This window comes from Streptosporangium sp. CA-115845, assembly GCF_050943795.1.
Lineage (GTDB): Bacteria > Actinomycetota > Actinomycetes > Streptosporangiales > Streptosporangiaceae > Streptosporangium.
The window spans coordinates 222,943-236,502 of sequence record NZ_CP191988.1 but is presented as its reverse complement, the minus strand read 5'-3'; the positions used below and the strand labels follow the sequence as shown (position 1 = coordinate 236,502).

The following is a 13,560-nucleotide window of genomic DNA, read 5'->3' as shown; positions in this document are numbered from 1 at the left end:
TGCGACATATTCGCCGCCCAGTTTATCTGTCCACGTAGCACGGCACGATGTGGATGTCGTCATGTCGTGCGGTGGCTCCGCCCCAACCGGTGGTCGGGGCGGCAACCCGCCTTCGATCGCTGAGCGGACAAGTAGCCATCCTCCGGCGCGGTCACCGGCCGCAGGACCGGTTCGGTGATCGCTTGTGGGCGGCGCCACGGTCTTCTCCGCTTTCGGCGAGCGGTTCAGACCATGCGCAGCACATTTCACTCACTCAGAGTAGTCATATGTATACTCTCAGTAGATCATTGAGGCCATCGAAAGGATCATCGTGAAGCGAATCGCCCTCGTCCCCGTCATCTCCGCCGCCCTGGTCGCTGTCATGGGCAGTGCCGCCTACGCCTCGCAGTACGTGGCCTACGAAGGGCCGGGCTTCACCGGCCGGTCGGTGGTCATCGACCGGTGCGGCCCGTCCAACATCCCCTTCCACGGGTCGTACAAGTGGTACGGCGACGGCCAGAGCGGCCGGATGTACAACCAGCCCGACACGCAGGGTGTGATGCACTTCGAGCTGCCGTCCAACCGCAACGCGGAGCAGAGGACGCCCGTCGGCTGGAAGAGCATCTTCATCGTGTGCTGACGCCCGGAAGGCGGACGGGCCGGGGCGCTCAAGCCGACAGGTCCTGCACCGGCCCCTCTCCGTCAGACTTCAGCGAGATATGGGATGAACAACTCCTTCTGCTATGAAGCGGAGGTTGCAGCGTCCCGTTCCACCGTCGTCACGCCGGGTGCATCGGCCGGGTCCCCTCGATCTCGTCGGCACTGTCCGCTCGGGCGGGTAGTAGCAGGGCGGTGGCGACCACGGCCACGGACAGCACCGCGCCGATGATGAAGGCCAGCCGCATGCCGTCGAGGTTGGCGAGCGCCTCCGTGGCTCCCGCGGACCTCAGGGCATCGGCTCGTGTGCTCATCACGGTGATCACAAGCGCGGTGCCGATGGCCGCGGCGACCTGTTGCAGCGTGCTCAGGATCGAGCTGGCGTGGGAGTAGAGCGGCGCTGGAACCGCTCCGAGCCCGAGGGTGAACACCGGGGTGAAGGTCGCGGCCAGACTCACCATCAGCAGCATGTGCAGACCGAGGAGCTGCCAGAACGGCATGGTCATCGTGATCTGGGTGAAGCCGGTGAGCGCGAGCATGATCCCGATCGCGCCGGGAATGACCAGAACCCGGCCGCCGAACCGGTCGAACAGGCGGCCGATGACCGGACCGAGCAGCCCCATCGCGAGGCTGCCCGGCATCACGAGGAGTCCGGTCTGCAGGGGGCTGAGCTCGCGGATGTTCTGCAGGTACAGCGGCAGCAAGATCATCGATCCGAGCATCGCCATGAAGGCCACCGACATCAGGATCAGCGCGACCGTGTAGGTGCGGTGGCGCAGGGTACGCAGGTCCATCAGCGGCACACCGCGCTTCTGCAACGACACCTGGCGGGCGACGAAGACGGCGATGGCCACCAGGCCGGTCGCCACGATCGCTGCGGCGACGCGGGCATCGCCGCCCTCGAACCGGCTGAGCCCGTAGACCAGGCCGCCGAAACCGGTGGCGGCGGTCACCACGCTCAACCAGTCGACGGTGCTGAACTGGGGCTCCCCGACGTTCTTGAGCTGCTTCAGACCGCGCCAGGTGATCACGGCGGCGATGGGGAGCACCACGGCGAACAGCAGCCGCCAGGACCCGAACTGGAGGATCACCCCCGAGACCGTCGGGCCCATGGCAGGCGCGACCGACATGGCCAGGGAGAGGTTGCCCATCACCCGGCCCCGGTCCTCCTCGGGCACCACCTGCATCAGCGTGGTCATCAGCAGCGGCATCATCACAGCCGTCCCGGACGCCTGGATGATGCGGGCGCCCAGCAGCACCTCGAACGACGGCGCGACGGCGGCCAACGCCGTGCCGAGCAGGAACAGGCCCATCGCGGTGCTGTACGCGCTGCGGGTGGACACCCGCTGCAGGAACCATCCGGTGATCGGGATGACAGCGGCCATGGTCAGCATGAAGGCGGTCGAGAGCCACTGCGCGGTCTGCTCGGTGATGTGCAGCGCGCTCATCAGCCGCGGGATCGCGTTGATCATGATCGTCTCGTTGAGGATGACCACGAATGTGGCGAGCACCAGCAGCCGGATCACGGCCGGGGTGCGACCTGAAACGGCGGTCGCGGGCTTGGCGGGTGAGTCAAGCTGTGGGCTGAGCACGGCACCTCAATCGGGGTTGTCGGACATGGCATGGTCATGGCTGCTGTCTCAGCCCTGGGTCTCACAAGAAGTTGTGGTCATGCAAAGACTGACGGACACCACCGACAAAACTCATCGCCCGCCCCCAGCATTCCGGCAAGTGATGCGAAATGTCACCCAGTTTTCACCGGCGGACGACGATCTTCAGATCATGCGAAGGAGCACCCGAATCGCTGTCGATCGACACCGACCGCAGGTCCCCAAACGATCTCCAGGGCCGTTCAGGCCCGTTCGTCGCGCTGGTCGCCAGACCTCCGGTCATTCAGGCCCGTTCACCTCAGTTCATGATCGTCCGTTCGGGTGGCTCCCAGAAATGAACTTGCCAGTGACCACGTGAGCTGCCAGTACTCCTCGTGGTGATCCGTCACAGCGCTCGTCCGCCGAACTCCAGGTAATAGTGGCGCTAGCACCGCACGCGGGTGGCGATATTCTGCGCACACGCCAACGACTCAGTATGCGTGGTATCCACCGCCAGGTCGTAGAGCACGCCTTGGTGAACCACCTCCGCCTGCGATGTGGCCATCCCGACGGTACGATCGCCTCGGGCGATCTCGCGACCTGCAGCGACCGCGCTCTCGCACTTGACACCGACCCACAGCACCTCCAGTCCGGCAAGAGCCTTCTGCCACCGTTGCTGAGATGCCGCCCCACCGAGGAATACGTCATCCACAATGACCCGAGCGCCCGCGCGGGCCATTGCGGCGATCCCCTCCGCCCACGCCGCATCCAAGATCCGGAATTCCGGCCCGACAGTAACCTGGCCGTCGGGGGCGAAGTCGATTCCTGCATCCGATGCCTGCATGGACGCGGGCATCGCCCCGACCAGGGTGTCAACTCCGACGGCAAGCCATGGATCCGGCAGGATCGCCTGCAAGCACCGAACAATCCCGGACTTGCCCGAGCTGGAGCCACCATTGAGAACAATCACCTGAGTTGTCACCGCGTCACATTAGTGGCCCGCCCCACACGTTCCATAACGGTTTTCGCATGACCCGTCCCTGCCCTGCCCCGACTGGCATCAGAGCCGCTGCGCATACGTATAGTGACCCCGCCACGGCAACGACGATCAGTCACGTTGTCCGGTGAGCCAGGGTGAGGAACGCCCCCAAGCACGTTTGTCACCTCGGTGGGAAGGCTTGGCGTGATCGTCGGAAGCGGCGCGGAATCTCGCATCAACAGGTCGGCCACCTTGAAGGGAGCAGCGGTGAAGCCGGGGAACAGAACGAAGACATGGCTGTGCGGCGCGGCGGACTCGGCGAGCTTGCGGAGGACATCCGCCTGTCCGACCTCTCGCAGCCAGTCGCCCACCCACTGAGCCAAGGCATCCCGATGTCTGCGACGAACCCGCCCGCTTTGTCGGGCGGCAGGTCGATGGTGAAGTACACATCCCCGGAGAGCTCCGTCCTGAGAGAACAGATTGAGGTCGTGCATGCCCGGCTCTGAACCATCGTCGTATTGACGCACATTCATCTCAGGCAGCACGGCCTGGATACAGCCCAGAGCCCATCTTTCCTTGGGACGAAGCTTTCCCATAAGAGAAATTATCCAGCATGAAGGTATCAATCATCACCGATATTCATCCACGCGGGCACACTACGTAACCGAGCTAGGCTTCCGGCGTGATCCGTACGGTGATCTTCGATGTCGGTGAGTGTCTGGTCGACGAAATCCGTTTAAAGAGGTAACCAGCCGCCTGCGGAAAACCTGTCGATCAGCACGCTGAACAGGGGTTACGGTTGCGATCGGCTCGCGTCATTTCCAACTGGTCTCGGTGCTCCTGTGAGCAGTGCCGAAACAGGGCAGGAGGCCGCTTCATGGCGATCCCCAAGAAGGGATCACGGCTCATCAGCGTGGACGGCGCCACCTTCCGGTGGCGGGTCCGTCGTAAGCCCACGTACTGCCAGGCGAACAGTTGGGGGCCGCTGACGTTCGCGGTAGAACTGGCCGAGACCCCGGGGCGTGTTCTTCTGGTGTCACTTCCCTGCTCCCGGCCGGACGCATGGTACGGAGAGCGAACGATCGCCATACAGCCGGCACTCGTGACGGCGACCATACGCCAAGCCCTTGATCGCGGCTGGGATCCACGGCAGGCGGGCAACGCCTTCGATGTCGGTCTCACGGATGACGACCTGGCTGACCTGATGAACGGCCAACCACCTGCCTACGAGGTCCCCTTCATGCGGAGATGACTAACTCCCCCAGGACGACCGACCATTTTTCAGGCGGACCAATCACCCTGGTCGGGTAGCGGAGACCGTGGTCAGAGGGATGTGGACGGTGGTCCGAGGGTGCTTGCGGGCGGAGGCGTTGCTGGTTCACGTCCTGGGAGATGGTGTGCGGGTGATCAAGCCCTGGCGCTGGTCCGGAGGTTCCCTGGCTGGCCATTCCGCTGCTTCCGAAGCACGCGTCAGTGGCCGATCGAAGGCGGGTCCAGCCACACCGATCGCCGGTCCACGAGGGGCGCCCGTCGACTCAGGCTGGGTCGCGTCGCCGAGCAGCCCGGCGTTTTCTCGCCGCTCCTACAGTGGAATCATGATCATCGATCAGAGCGATCTACTGGCCCGCCCGCGTGGCCGGCCGGGTCAGGCCTGCGTGGCCACGCGGGCCCCGGCGGTCGTCGTCTCCAGCACGAGCAGCCGTGCGGACAACGGGGCCAACGCGACACCCATCAGAGCGAACATCATGATCCCGGACACGGCGTCGGGCGCCGCGAAGTCGGCTGCCAGTGCCGCCACCAGCGTCACTGCCGCCCACCGCGGTGCCAGCCGCGTCCGCCAGAGGGCAACGACGAAGGCGAGGGTGCCCGCGACGGTCGCCAGCAGCACCGGGACGATGAGCACGGCGAAGGGCGGTGCCGTAAACATTGCCGCGGCGATCTCGGCCGCACCTGCCCGGTCCGGGTGGTGGGCGAGCGGGTACTGGGCCATCACGTAGGCGACGGGACCGATGTGGAGCGCCCACCCCAGCGCCGCGAGGACCGTCGCAGCGACGCCGAGCCGCGAGCCCTGGGCGCGGAAGAGCCCGGTGAGCCCGAGCAGGGCACCGGCGAAGCACAGGAACGAGATGACGAGCAGCACGTTCGCACCCACCCAGCGGGCGGGCTGCGCCTCGATCAGGGCGAGCTGGGCGGCGGCGTCGGCGGACGTCGGCAGGAGGATCGTGCCGGCCAGGCCGGCGACGGGGGCGGCGAGCAGTGCGACGGCGGTGCTTCGGCGTGACACGTGGACCTCCGGGGGAGCAGTGGTTGGTGCCGCCGACGCTAGGGACGGCCGGCACCAGAATCGTCGGAGGTCACGCCGAACCGCATACGAGCCTGCTCGTATGCGCCTACCTCCCCGGGGCGATGCCGCACGGGGCAGCGCGCCGCTATGGTTCGTGCCATGACCGACGACGGCGCCGGCGCCCTGGCGCAGTGGCTGAGGGCTCGGCCGCGGCTCGTGGACTTCACGGTGGCCGCCGTCCTCGTCGCGCTCGGTGCCGGGCAGGTGATGGCCGCGGACGGCGCCACGACGGCGCTGATCGTCTCGGTCGCCATGACGGCGCCCGTCGCGTGGCGGCGCCAACGGCCCCTGCTGGCCGTCCTGATCGGGTGGTCGGCCCTCTTCCTCGATGAGGGCCTGGGCGCGGACGTCACGAGCCAGGGCTACGCGGCCGTGATCGCGCTCATACTCACCGTCTACTCGGTCGCCGCCTACGCCCCGCTCCGCCGGGCGCTCGTCGGCTTGGTCGCGGCCTTGGCCCTGGTGTGGGGCGCGATCCCGTTCGCCGCGTCACAGACAGTGGCCGACTTCGCGTTCACCGGGCTGATCACGCTCACGCCCTGGCTCGCTGGCCGCACCATCCGGGACCGACAGCTGCGTATCACCGAGCTGCGACGCCTGGCCCGCGAGCTGGAGCACGAGCGGGAGGAACGGGCCTGTGAGGCGAGGGATGCAGAGCGCTCCCGCATCGCCCGGGAGATGCACGACGTGCTCGCACACACTATCAGCGTGGTGGTGGTCCAGCTCGGCGCGGTCGAGCGCATCGTGGAGTCCGATCCGGGCACGGCCCGCTCAATGGTCACCTCGGTGCGCGCCACCGCGAAGTCCGCGCTCGGCGAGCTGCGGTTCCTGCTGGGCCTCGATGGCGTTCCCGCGGCCGGGCCTCGTCCTTCCCTGGCCCGGCTCGGCGACCTTGCCGACGATATGCGTGCCGCTTGAGCTGACGGTCAAAGGTTCGGTCGGCGGGCTGCCGCCGGCGGTCGACCTGGCCGCCTACCGGATCGTTCAGGAGTCCCTCACGAACGTCATGCGCCACGCCACGGGCGCACCCGCCCGTGCCCTCGTGGTGGTGGATGAGGATGCCGTGCGTCTCACGGTCGAGGACGACGGCGCTACCCGGCCCGCGTCGCGGGTACACCCGCCCAGGGCGCCCGAGCGGGCCGGTTACGGCCTGATCGGAATGGCGGAGCGGGCCCGGCTGTGCGGGGGCGACCTTGAGGCCGGGCCCCGGCCGGGTGGAGGCTTCCGCGTTCGGGCGTGGCTGCCCCTGGTGCGGGCCGTGAGCGTGGCGTGATCCGGATCCTGCTGGCCGACGACCAGTCGCTCGTGCGTGCCGGGTTCCGGCTCATTCTCGAGACCGAAGAAGATCTCGAGGTCGTGGGCGAAGCCGCCGACGGGCGGCAGGCGGTCGCTGCCGCCCGCGAGCTCCGACCGGACCTCGTGCTCATGGACATCCGGATGCCTGTGCTCGACGGGATCGGCGCGACGCGTGAGCTGGCGAGGGCCAGCGCCACGGCCAAGGTCCTGGTACTCACCACCTTCGACGACGACGCCCTCGTCCACGACGCGCTGCGCGCCGGCGCGAGCGGGTTTCTTCTCAAGGACGTGGACCCTCCCGACCTCGTCCATGCTTGCCGGACCGTCGTCCGTGACGAGGCGCTGCTCGCGCCGGCCATCACCCGGAGGCTCATTGAACGGTTCCTCGCCACCCCGCCGCCGGGCCGCCCGCCGACTGTGTTCTCCCGGCTGACGGCGCGCGAGCTCGAGGTGTTCACGCTGATGGCTCGGGGTCTGGATAACCAGGAAGTCGCCGACCGGCTGGTAATCTCCGCCACGACCGTCCGGACGCATATCACCCGCATACTCGCCAAGCTCGGCCTGCGTGACCGGGTGCACGCCGTAGTCCTCGGCTATGAGTCCGGGCTGGTCCGTCCCGGCGAGGGTGCCTGATCAGATCCAGGTCGGCAGCCACACGTGCAGTCGCCGGCCCTCGTAGGAGATGGTCTGGCCGGTCCGCACCGGCCAGAAGAACACCGCCGCCGCGACGGCGAGCCCCACGACGACCCCCCACAGCACCCACGCCGCCGGGTTGAGGCGGGTGTAGCCGTCGTCGCTGACGAACAGCGCCAGGCGGGAGGGTGCACATCACCGGGGAGCGGCCGCGGACATGGCCGAGGGCGCCGGAGGCGGCGGTGGTCTCTACATTGTTGGTTCAGCGCCCTTTGTCCTGTGACAGCGAAGGTTAAGCGTTTGTCATCGAAGTTTGAGCGCTGATGCTGTGACGGATCCGGCTGCTTGCCAATGTCAGGACAAGACAATGGCTGTCAGTCCGGAGGGGGGACTGGTTTTCGGCTCTGTCTCGTAATCGGTGGTAGCCGTGCGTCACCGGTGCCAGGCTGGGGTGTGCTGGAGATCGACGCTCTTGCGGGTGTGGTGTTTTCGGGGTTGTCTGCCCTGGTCATCGAGGGTGTGGTGGACGAGGGAAATCTGATTCGGGTGGTGGCGCGGACTCGGGACGATCCCGTGCTGCGTCCGGTGTGCGCGACGCCGACCGGCCGGGTGCATGGGTTCTGCGGCCGGATGGTCGCGGACCTTCCCGTGGACGGCCGGCGGGTGGTGGTGTCGGTGCGGGTGCGGCGGATGGCCTGCCCGGTGTGGAGTTGCTCGTGGCGGACGTTCCGGGAGCAGGTGCCCGGGCTGCTGGAGCGCTACCAGCGCCGGACGAACCGACTCGCCGACCAGTTGGGCGCGGTGGTGAGAGAGCTCGCGGGCAGGGCGAGTGCCCGGTTGTCCCGGGCCTTGGGCGTGCAGGTAGCGCGGTCGACCGCGTTGCGGCTGCTCAGGCGGCTGCCGCTGCCTGCGGTCGGAGTGCCGCGGGTGCTGGGCGTCGATGACTTCGCGTTGAGACGCCGCCACCGGTACGCCACGATCCTCATTGACGCCGAGACGGGGACGCGGATCGACGTGCTGCCAGGTCGCGGCGCCGAGGTGCTGGAGGTGTGGCTGCGTGCTCATCCCGGCGTGGAGATCGTCTGCCGGGACGGTTCCCTCACCTATGGTGAGGCCGTCCGCCGGGCACTGCCCGACGCGGTGCAGGTCAGCGACAGGTGGCACCTGTGGCGGAACGTGTGCGACAAGACCCTGGCCGAGGTCCGCTCCCATACCTCCTGCTGGGCGGAGGTCAACCCGCCCCGTCCCGGGGGCGTCCGCGCGCGGACCACCCGCGAGCGCCGGCATCAGGTTCACGACCTCCTCGGCAAGGGTGTTGGCCTGCTGGAATGCGCCCGCCGACGCGACGTGTCCCTGAACACCGTCAAACGCTACGCCCGCAGGAGCGAGCCCGAGGAAGTCCGCCGTGCTCCGCGCTACCGACAGACCCTCGTCGACCCCTACCGCGACCACCTGCGCACCCGCCGCGCCGAGGATCCGGCCGTCCCGGTGATGCGGCTGTTCCATGAGATCAAGGAACTCGGCTACACCGGCGGCCTCAACCTCCTCTACCGCTACCTCACCCAGGGCCGAGCCGAAGGCGACCGGCCCGTCATCACTGCCCGCCATCTCACCCGGCTCTTGCCCACAGACCCCGACCGGCTACGCGACACCGACACCGACCTGCTGCGGGATCTCACCGCCGCATCCACGCCTTCGCTGAGCTGCTCACCCCCGCCGTCGGAAACGACACCCAGCTCACCGCATGGATCACCGCCGCACGCGCTGCCGACCTACCTCACCTGCACGGCTTCGCCAACGGACTGGAGCTCGACCGCGCAGCCGTCGATGCCGCTCTCACCCTGCCCCACCACAACTGCCGGACCGAGGGCGTCAACACCCGCACGAAAAGGATCATGAGACAGATGCACGGCCGCGCCGGATTCGACCTCCTTCGCCACCGCATCCTCCTCCCGTGACCATTACCCAGCGCTACCACCGATTACGAGACAGAGCCAACTGGGGACACACCCTTTCTTGCTGGGGCTTGGCAGCGTGGTGAGCGATGCGACGTTCTTCGAGATCAGTTCTTCCCGCAGGGTGTGACCAAGGGCGGACCGCAGAACGCGGCGGATGCCCGCGATGGTGCTGCGGGACGGATAGCCCTTGCAGCACCTGTCGAGCGAGCAACACCGCCGCCTGTGGTCCTTCTTCTGATCGCAGCAGGTGCAGAGAGTGGACAGGGGGTTCAGCCAGGTCTGTACGTCGCGGACGGTGAGCCTGTCCAGGCGCTGTGGCCGTGGGCAGCTCAGGCCGGGGCTTGGCTCATCCACGTCAGGTTTGGCGATGCGGCCTACGTGGCCGTATCGCCGAGCGCGACCAGCACGTCTCGAAGGGCTTCGATGGCGGCGCGCGTCGTGTGCGGTGCCACGTCGCGTAGTGCGGCGGCCTGTGCGGCACTGGCGGCGCGCACCGCCTCCTCGGCCAGCCTCACCCCGCTTGCCGAGAGCCGTACCCATGAGCTGCGCGCGTCGGACGGGTCGGGGTCGCGCTCGATCAGGTCTGCGGCGGCGAGGCGGCGCAGCACGTTGCTGGTGCCACCAGAGGTCAGCACGAGCCGCTGCGTCAGCACCGACGGACGCAGCCGATAGGGCTTTCCGGATGCCCGTAGTACGGCGAGGATGTCGTACTCCGCCTTGGTCAGACCCAGTCGGGCCAACTCCACCTCGACGGGCGCGTTGAGCAGCATGGCCAGCCGTGCGGCCCGTTTGCTCAGCTCCAGTTCGATGCCGACCGCGCCGGGCAGTTCCCTCCCCCACGCGTCGGCGATCTCGTCCACTGTGTCCCTGGCCATCAGCACATCCTACTTGCATCCAAAAAGCTTTACAGATAGCTTTTTTGAAAGCTTTTGGAGGAAGAATGAATCTGTTGATCAAGGGTGGCCATCTGGCCTCGGGAGACCGTGCCGACGTACTCATCGGCAACGGTGAGATCATCACGGTCGGCTCCGTCCCGGTCACGGACGCGGCCGAAGTGATCGACGCGGACGGGCTCGTGGTCGTGCCCGGCTTCGTCGACGGACACCGTCACGTGTGGCAAGCGCCGCTGCGCGGGATCGGCCCGGACATGACGTTGCCCGAGTACCTGACCGCGGTGCTCGGCCGAGCCTTGAACGAGTACGGGCCCCGCGAGGCCTACCACGCCACACTCCTCGGCGCCGCCGAGGCCCTCAACGCCGGCATCACAACCGTCTTCGACTGGAGCAACGCGACCCGCACACCGGAGCACACCGACGCGGTGCTGGACGCCTACACCAGGGCCGGCATCCGCGCCGTCGTAGCGCACGGCAACCCGGACGACGAGCAGGACGTACGACGAGTGGCAGCCCTGCACGGCCGGGTCACTGGCGCGCTCGCGATCCTCGGCACCGATTACGGCCCCTGGGACGAGGCCGTACGGCAGATAGAGCTCGGTCGACAGCTCGGCCTCGTCGTTTCCATGCACGCCAGCGGCGGCCACAACTCACCGCTGCGCCGCATGGACCAGGCCGGCCTGCTCGGCCCGCACCTTCAACTCGTACACGTCAACAACATGACCAGCGACGACGCCAAGCTGCTGGCCGACAACGGCGTCGGCGTCACCGTAACCCCGATCGTCGAGGCCACGATGGGCCACGGCGCCTCTTCCTACAGCCAGTTCGCCGACGCAGGCGGCCGGGCCGGCCTCGGCACTGACGTCGTCGTCAACGCCCCGGCCGACCTGTTCGAACCAATGCGCGACACACTCCGATCACATCGCGCACACACCGGCACCATGCATCCGGCTGGCGGCATCCTCGCCGCCGCCACCGTCGACAGCGCACGCGCCATCGGCCTCGGTGATGTCGTCGGAACGGTCGCCGCAGGCAAACGCGCCGACCTCGTCCTGCTCGACGGCCTAACACACCTGCTCGGCACCAGAGACCTCACCGGAGCCGTTGTTACCTCACTCGGCCCAGCCGACGTCCGTACAGTCGTCGTGGACGGGCGCGTCGTCAAACGCGACGGGCACCTCGTCGGACTCGACCTGGCCCAGCTACGTCGTTCGACCGCTGAGCTGGCCCATCGCGCGAGGTAGATGGGGCTGCCGGCGGCACCAGGCACCTCCAGGAAAAAGTCTGGCCGCGGGCGGGCCAGCAGGACAAGCGCCACAACCTGCAAGGCCGCCCATACCGTAAACCTCAGCACAACGCACTCTGAAGTTGAGCAACCGTCGCTTGTCGATTTTGCTAACGCAGTTACCAACGGCGACCCTGGACGATCATGGACGTAAGTGGATTGGGATCGCCGGACAGAGGCCCGTGACCAGGACGTCGAGGCACTTGTGGACAGCCGTGAACAGTCATGTGCTCACTACGGATCAGATGCTGTAGCTCGATCCCGTTGCTGTACGGGTACGGAAAAGGCCCTCCGGGATGATCCCGGAGGGCCTTTGACCTGCTGTGCGGCCGGAGGTACTCGAAACCCCGACCTTCTGATCCGTAGCCAGTTCGAGATCGTCCACTGACGTCCACAGATGTCAGAAAGCCCTGCTCAGAGCCATCTCACACTTGATCGTCTTCTGTGGATGTCCGCTCGCGTCCAGGGACGGTGTCAGCATTTCCGTTAGCAAGGTCACGCGCAGTGCAAAGGCTCTGTCGGACCCGATCGCTACTCTCCCGCACATGGCAGTCCCCGAGATCATCCCCATCGGCTACGAACCCGACTACCACACCGACACCATCGGCCACTGGGAGGGCGGGCAGTTCCTCGGCTCCGTCGTCGCCGCCTTCCCGGAGGGGTACACGCACACCGACGACTGGCAGACACACAAACGCTGGCACGCCGTCCTGCACACCTTCGACGCCGCCGGCCACCACCTCGACTCCCTCATCGAGCGCACCGGGACCGACGACAACCACCGGGCCGCCATCGACGCGGCGCAGGAGCGGCTGAAGCAGTGGCTCAACGCCCTCCCCGGCCTCCGCTACGGCGACATCGCCATCCGGCCCTTCCGCCACGAAGTCGACGGCGTGCTCTTCGGCCTCGTCATCGAGACCTTCGAAGGCACCGAACACGCCGAGCTCTACCCGGACAGCCTCGGCTTCTACGAACCCTGGGACGGCTTGTACGACACCTGACCGCCTGATCTGCGGAGTCTTGCAGTGGTCGGCGGCTGCCGGGACCGGCGGTATGTGATCATGCAGGCGGCGTCGCCGAACACCGCTCGCCCGAACGCTTCCGAGGTCGTACGGGCACACATACGATCGGCTGTGACGCCATGATCAGGAGAGCTCCGATTGACGAGCAGGAGGGCACGCCCCCATGTCGTCCGCTTCCTGGAACGCACCCATGCAGTGCCGTTCCCCTTCGACGGCACGATCTGTGACCTCTTCGCCGGCGTGGACACCGCCGCGATCTCCGAAAGGATCCGGGCCCGGCTTTTCGATCAGGGACACCGGATATCGCTCCTGACCTCCATCGTGACCGACCCACTGGGGATGCTGGCGTACGCCCACCACGTCAGCTGGGCCTACGGCACCGAAGCCGAGGAGATCGTCCGGACGCGGAGACGACTGCGGCCAGGACGGCCACACCCACACCGGGGGCACACGAGGTGCTGCGGGCCTGCCAGGCCAGCGGCAGGCGCGTCGCCATGGTGGGAGACACCTGCCAGGCAGCCATGGAGACCTACCTCGACGCGCACGGTCTGCGGCACCTGGCGGAGCCGGTCATCGGACGCGGGCAACGATGGCCTTCCTCGAAGGAGCCGGCCGGTGTCGCACTCATCCGGCAGGCGGTGAAGACGCTGGGTGCGAAACCGTCCGACTGCGCGCTGGTCAGCCTGTCTCCCCGGGGCATGTTCACGGCGGAAGACGCCGGAACCTGGGCGATCGGCGTGGTCAGCAAGCACGCCAAGCGCAAGCACCTCGCCGTCACCGGCAGTTCGGTTGTCATCTCCTCACTGCCCCAGTTGGCCGGCGCGCTCACGGCCGTTCCTCCTGCGGAGACCTTCGGCGCACCACCCAAGCAGCTCTAAGCAGGTCTACTGGTGTGTCATCGCTTGTCGGCTGGTTATGACGGCGC

At 67.4% G+C, this 13,560-nt stretch carries 13 protein-coding genes and 1 pseudogene; 9 read left to right on the top strand and 5 right to left on the bottom strand.

Translation table 11 applies throughout. The features are described from left to right. Positions 1-310: 310 nt before the first annotated feature. Positions 311-619 carry a MiAMP1 family antimicrobial peptide gene (locus ACQP0P_RS03060; RefSeq protein ID WP_433370614.1) on the top strand — a complete coding sequence of 103 codons (309 nt, stop codon included), beginning with the start codon at positions 311-313 and terminating at the stop codon, positions 617-619. Positions 620-758: 139 nt separating this feature from the next. On the opposite strand, the gene ACQP0P_RS03055 is transcribed toward ACQP0P_RS03060, so the two are convergent. Together ACQP0P_RS03055 and cpt are read right to left on the bottom strand one after the other, a co-directional pair. Beyond that, positions 759-2,228, bottom strand: a complete 1,470-nt coding sequence (locus ACQP0P_RS03055) for an MDR family MFS transporter (protein ID WP_433370611.1) — start codon at positions 2,226-2,228, stop codon at positions 759-761. A gap of 442 nt (positions 2,229-2,670) precedes the next feature. Continuing rightward, a complete protein-coding gene (gene cpt, locus ACQP0P_RS03050; protein ID WP_433370608.1) occupies positions 2,671-3,207 on the bottom strand; it encodes a chloramphenicol phosphotransferase CPT in 537 nt (178 codons plus the stop codon). Positions 3,208-4,081: 874 nt separating this feature from the next. Between cpt and ACQP0P_RS03045 the strand changes: the two genes are divergently transcribed. Beyond that, a complete protein-coding gene (locus ACQP0P_RS03045) occupies positions 4,082-4,456 on the top strand; it encodes a hypothetical protein (RefSeq protein ID WP_433370605.1) in 375 nt (124 codons plus the stop codon). Positions 4,457-4,849: 393 nt separating this feature from the next. On the opposite strand, the gene ACQP0P_RS03040 is transcribed toward ACQP0P_RS03045, so the two are convergent. Next, positions 4,850-5,488, bottom strand: coding sequence for a hypothetical protein (locus ACQP0P_RS03040; RefSeq protein WP_433370602.1), 639 nt, complete (start codon positions 5,486-5,488; stop codon positions 4,850-4,852). Positions 5,489-5,647: 159 nt separating this feature from the next. Here ACQP0P_RS03040 and ACQP0P_RS03035 point away from each other — a divergent pair, with 159 nt between their 5' ends. The 3 genes from ACQP0P_RS03035 to ACQP0P_RS03025 are packed head-to-tail and all read left to right on the top strand — an operon-like array spanning position 5,648 to position 7,477. Continuing rightward, on the top strand, positions 5,648-6,466 hold the full coding sequence (locus ACQP0P_RS03035) for a histidine kinase dimerization/phosphoacceptor domain-containing protein (protein WP_433370599.1): 819 nt from the start codon (positions 5,648-5,650) through the stop codon (positions 6,464-6,466). Beyond that, a complete protein-coding gene (locus tag ACQP0P_RS03030; protein WP_433370596.1) occupies positions 6,456-6,821 on the top strand; it encodes a sensor histidine kinase in 366 nt (121 codons plus the stop codon). The genes ACQP0P_RS03035 and ACQP0P_RS03030 overlap by 11 nt, the downstream gene beginning before the upstream one ends. Then, entirely contained in the window at positions 6,818-7,477 is a 660-nt protein-coding gene (locus ACQP0P_RS03025) for a response regulator (RefSeq protein ID WP_433370593.1), read from the top strand. Before ACQP0P_RS03030 ends, ACQP0P_RS03025 begins: the two co-directional genes overlap by 4 nt. Here ACQP0P_RS03025 and ACQP0P_RS03020 read toward each other — a convergent pair whose 3' ends face one another. Further along, positions 7,478-7,603 carry a hypothetical protein gene (locus ACQP0P_RS03020; RefSeq protein ID WP_433370590.1) on the bottom strand — a complete coding sequence of 42 codons (126 nt, stop codon included), beginning with the start codon at positions 7,601-7,603 and terminating at the stop codon, positions 7,478-7,480. 327 nt (positions 7,604-7,930) lie between these two features. On the opposite strand from ACQP0P_RS03020, the pseudogene ACQP0P_RS03015 reads away from it, so the two are divergent. Further along, a pseudogene (locus ACQP0P_RS03015) lies at positions 7,931-9,435 on the top strand (ISL3 family transposase). Between the two features lie 374 nt (positions 9,436-9,809). On the opposite strand, the gene ACQP0P_RS03010 reads toward ACQP0P_RS03015, so the two are convergent. Continuing rightward, a complete protein-coding gene (locus tag ACQP0P_RS03010) occupies positions 9,810-10,310 on the bottom strand; it encodes a MarR family winged helix-turn-helix transcriptional regulator (RefSeq protein ID WP_433370587.1) in 501 nt (166 codons plus the stop codon). 65 nt (positions 10,311-10,375) lie between these two features. Here ACQP0P_RS03010 and ACQP0P_RS03005 point away from each other — a divergent pair, with 65 nt between their 5' ends. From ACQP0P_RS03005 to ACQP0P_RS02995, 3 genes are all read left to right on the top strand, one after another. Next, positions 10,376-11,572, top strand: coding sequence for an amidohydrolase family protein (locus ACQP0P_RS03005; protein WP_433370584.1), 1,197 nt, complete (start codon positions 10,376-10,378; stop codon positions 11,570-11,572). Between the two features lie 586 nt (positions 11,573-12,158). Next, positions 12,159-12,614, top strand: a complete 456-nt coding sequence (locus ACQP0P_RS03000) for a hypothetical protein (RefSeq protein WP_433370581.1) — start codon at positions 12,159-12,161, stop codon at positions 12,612-12,614. 476 nt (positions 12,615-13,090) lie between these two features. After that, positions 13,091-13,513 (top strand): HAD family hydrolase, encoded by a 423-nt coding sequence (locus ACQP0P_RS02995; RefSeq protein WP_433370578.1) that lies wholly within the window; start codon positions 13,091-13,093, stop codon positions 13,511-13,513. Positions 13,514-13,560: the final 47 nt, after the last annotated feature.

Bases quoted from the DNA above. Each gene is read 5' to 3' on its own strand.
- ACQP0P_RS03005 (WP_433370584.1), top strand. From the start codon at position 10,376: ATGAATCTGTTGATCAAGGGTGGCCATCTGGCCTCGGGAGACCGTGCC.
- ACQP0P_RS03035 (WP_433370599.1), top strand. From the start codon at position 5,648: ATGACCGACGACGGCGCCGGCGCCCTGGCGCAGTGGCTGAGGGCTCGG.
- ACQP0P_RS03010 (WP_433370587.1), bottom strand. From the start codon at position 10,310: ATGGCCAGGGACACAGTGGACGAGATCGCCGACGCGTGGGGGAGGGAA.
- ACQP0P_RS03000 (WP_433370581.1), top strand. From the start codon at position 12,159: ATGGCAGTCCCCGAGATCATCCCCATCGGCTACGAACCCGACTACCAC.
- ACQP0P_RS03045 (WP_433370605.1), top strand. From the start codon at position 4,082: ATGGCGATCCCCAAGAAGGGATCACGGCTCATCAGCGTGGACGGCGCC.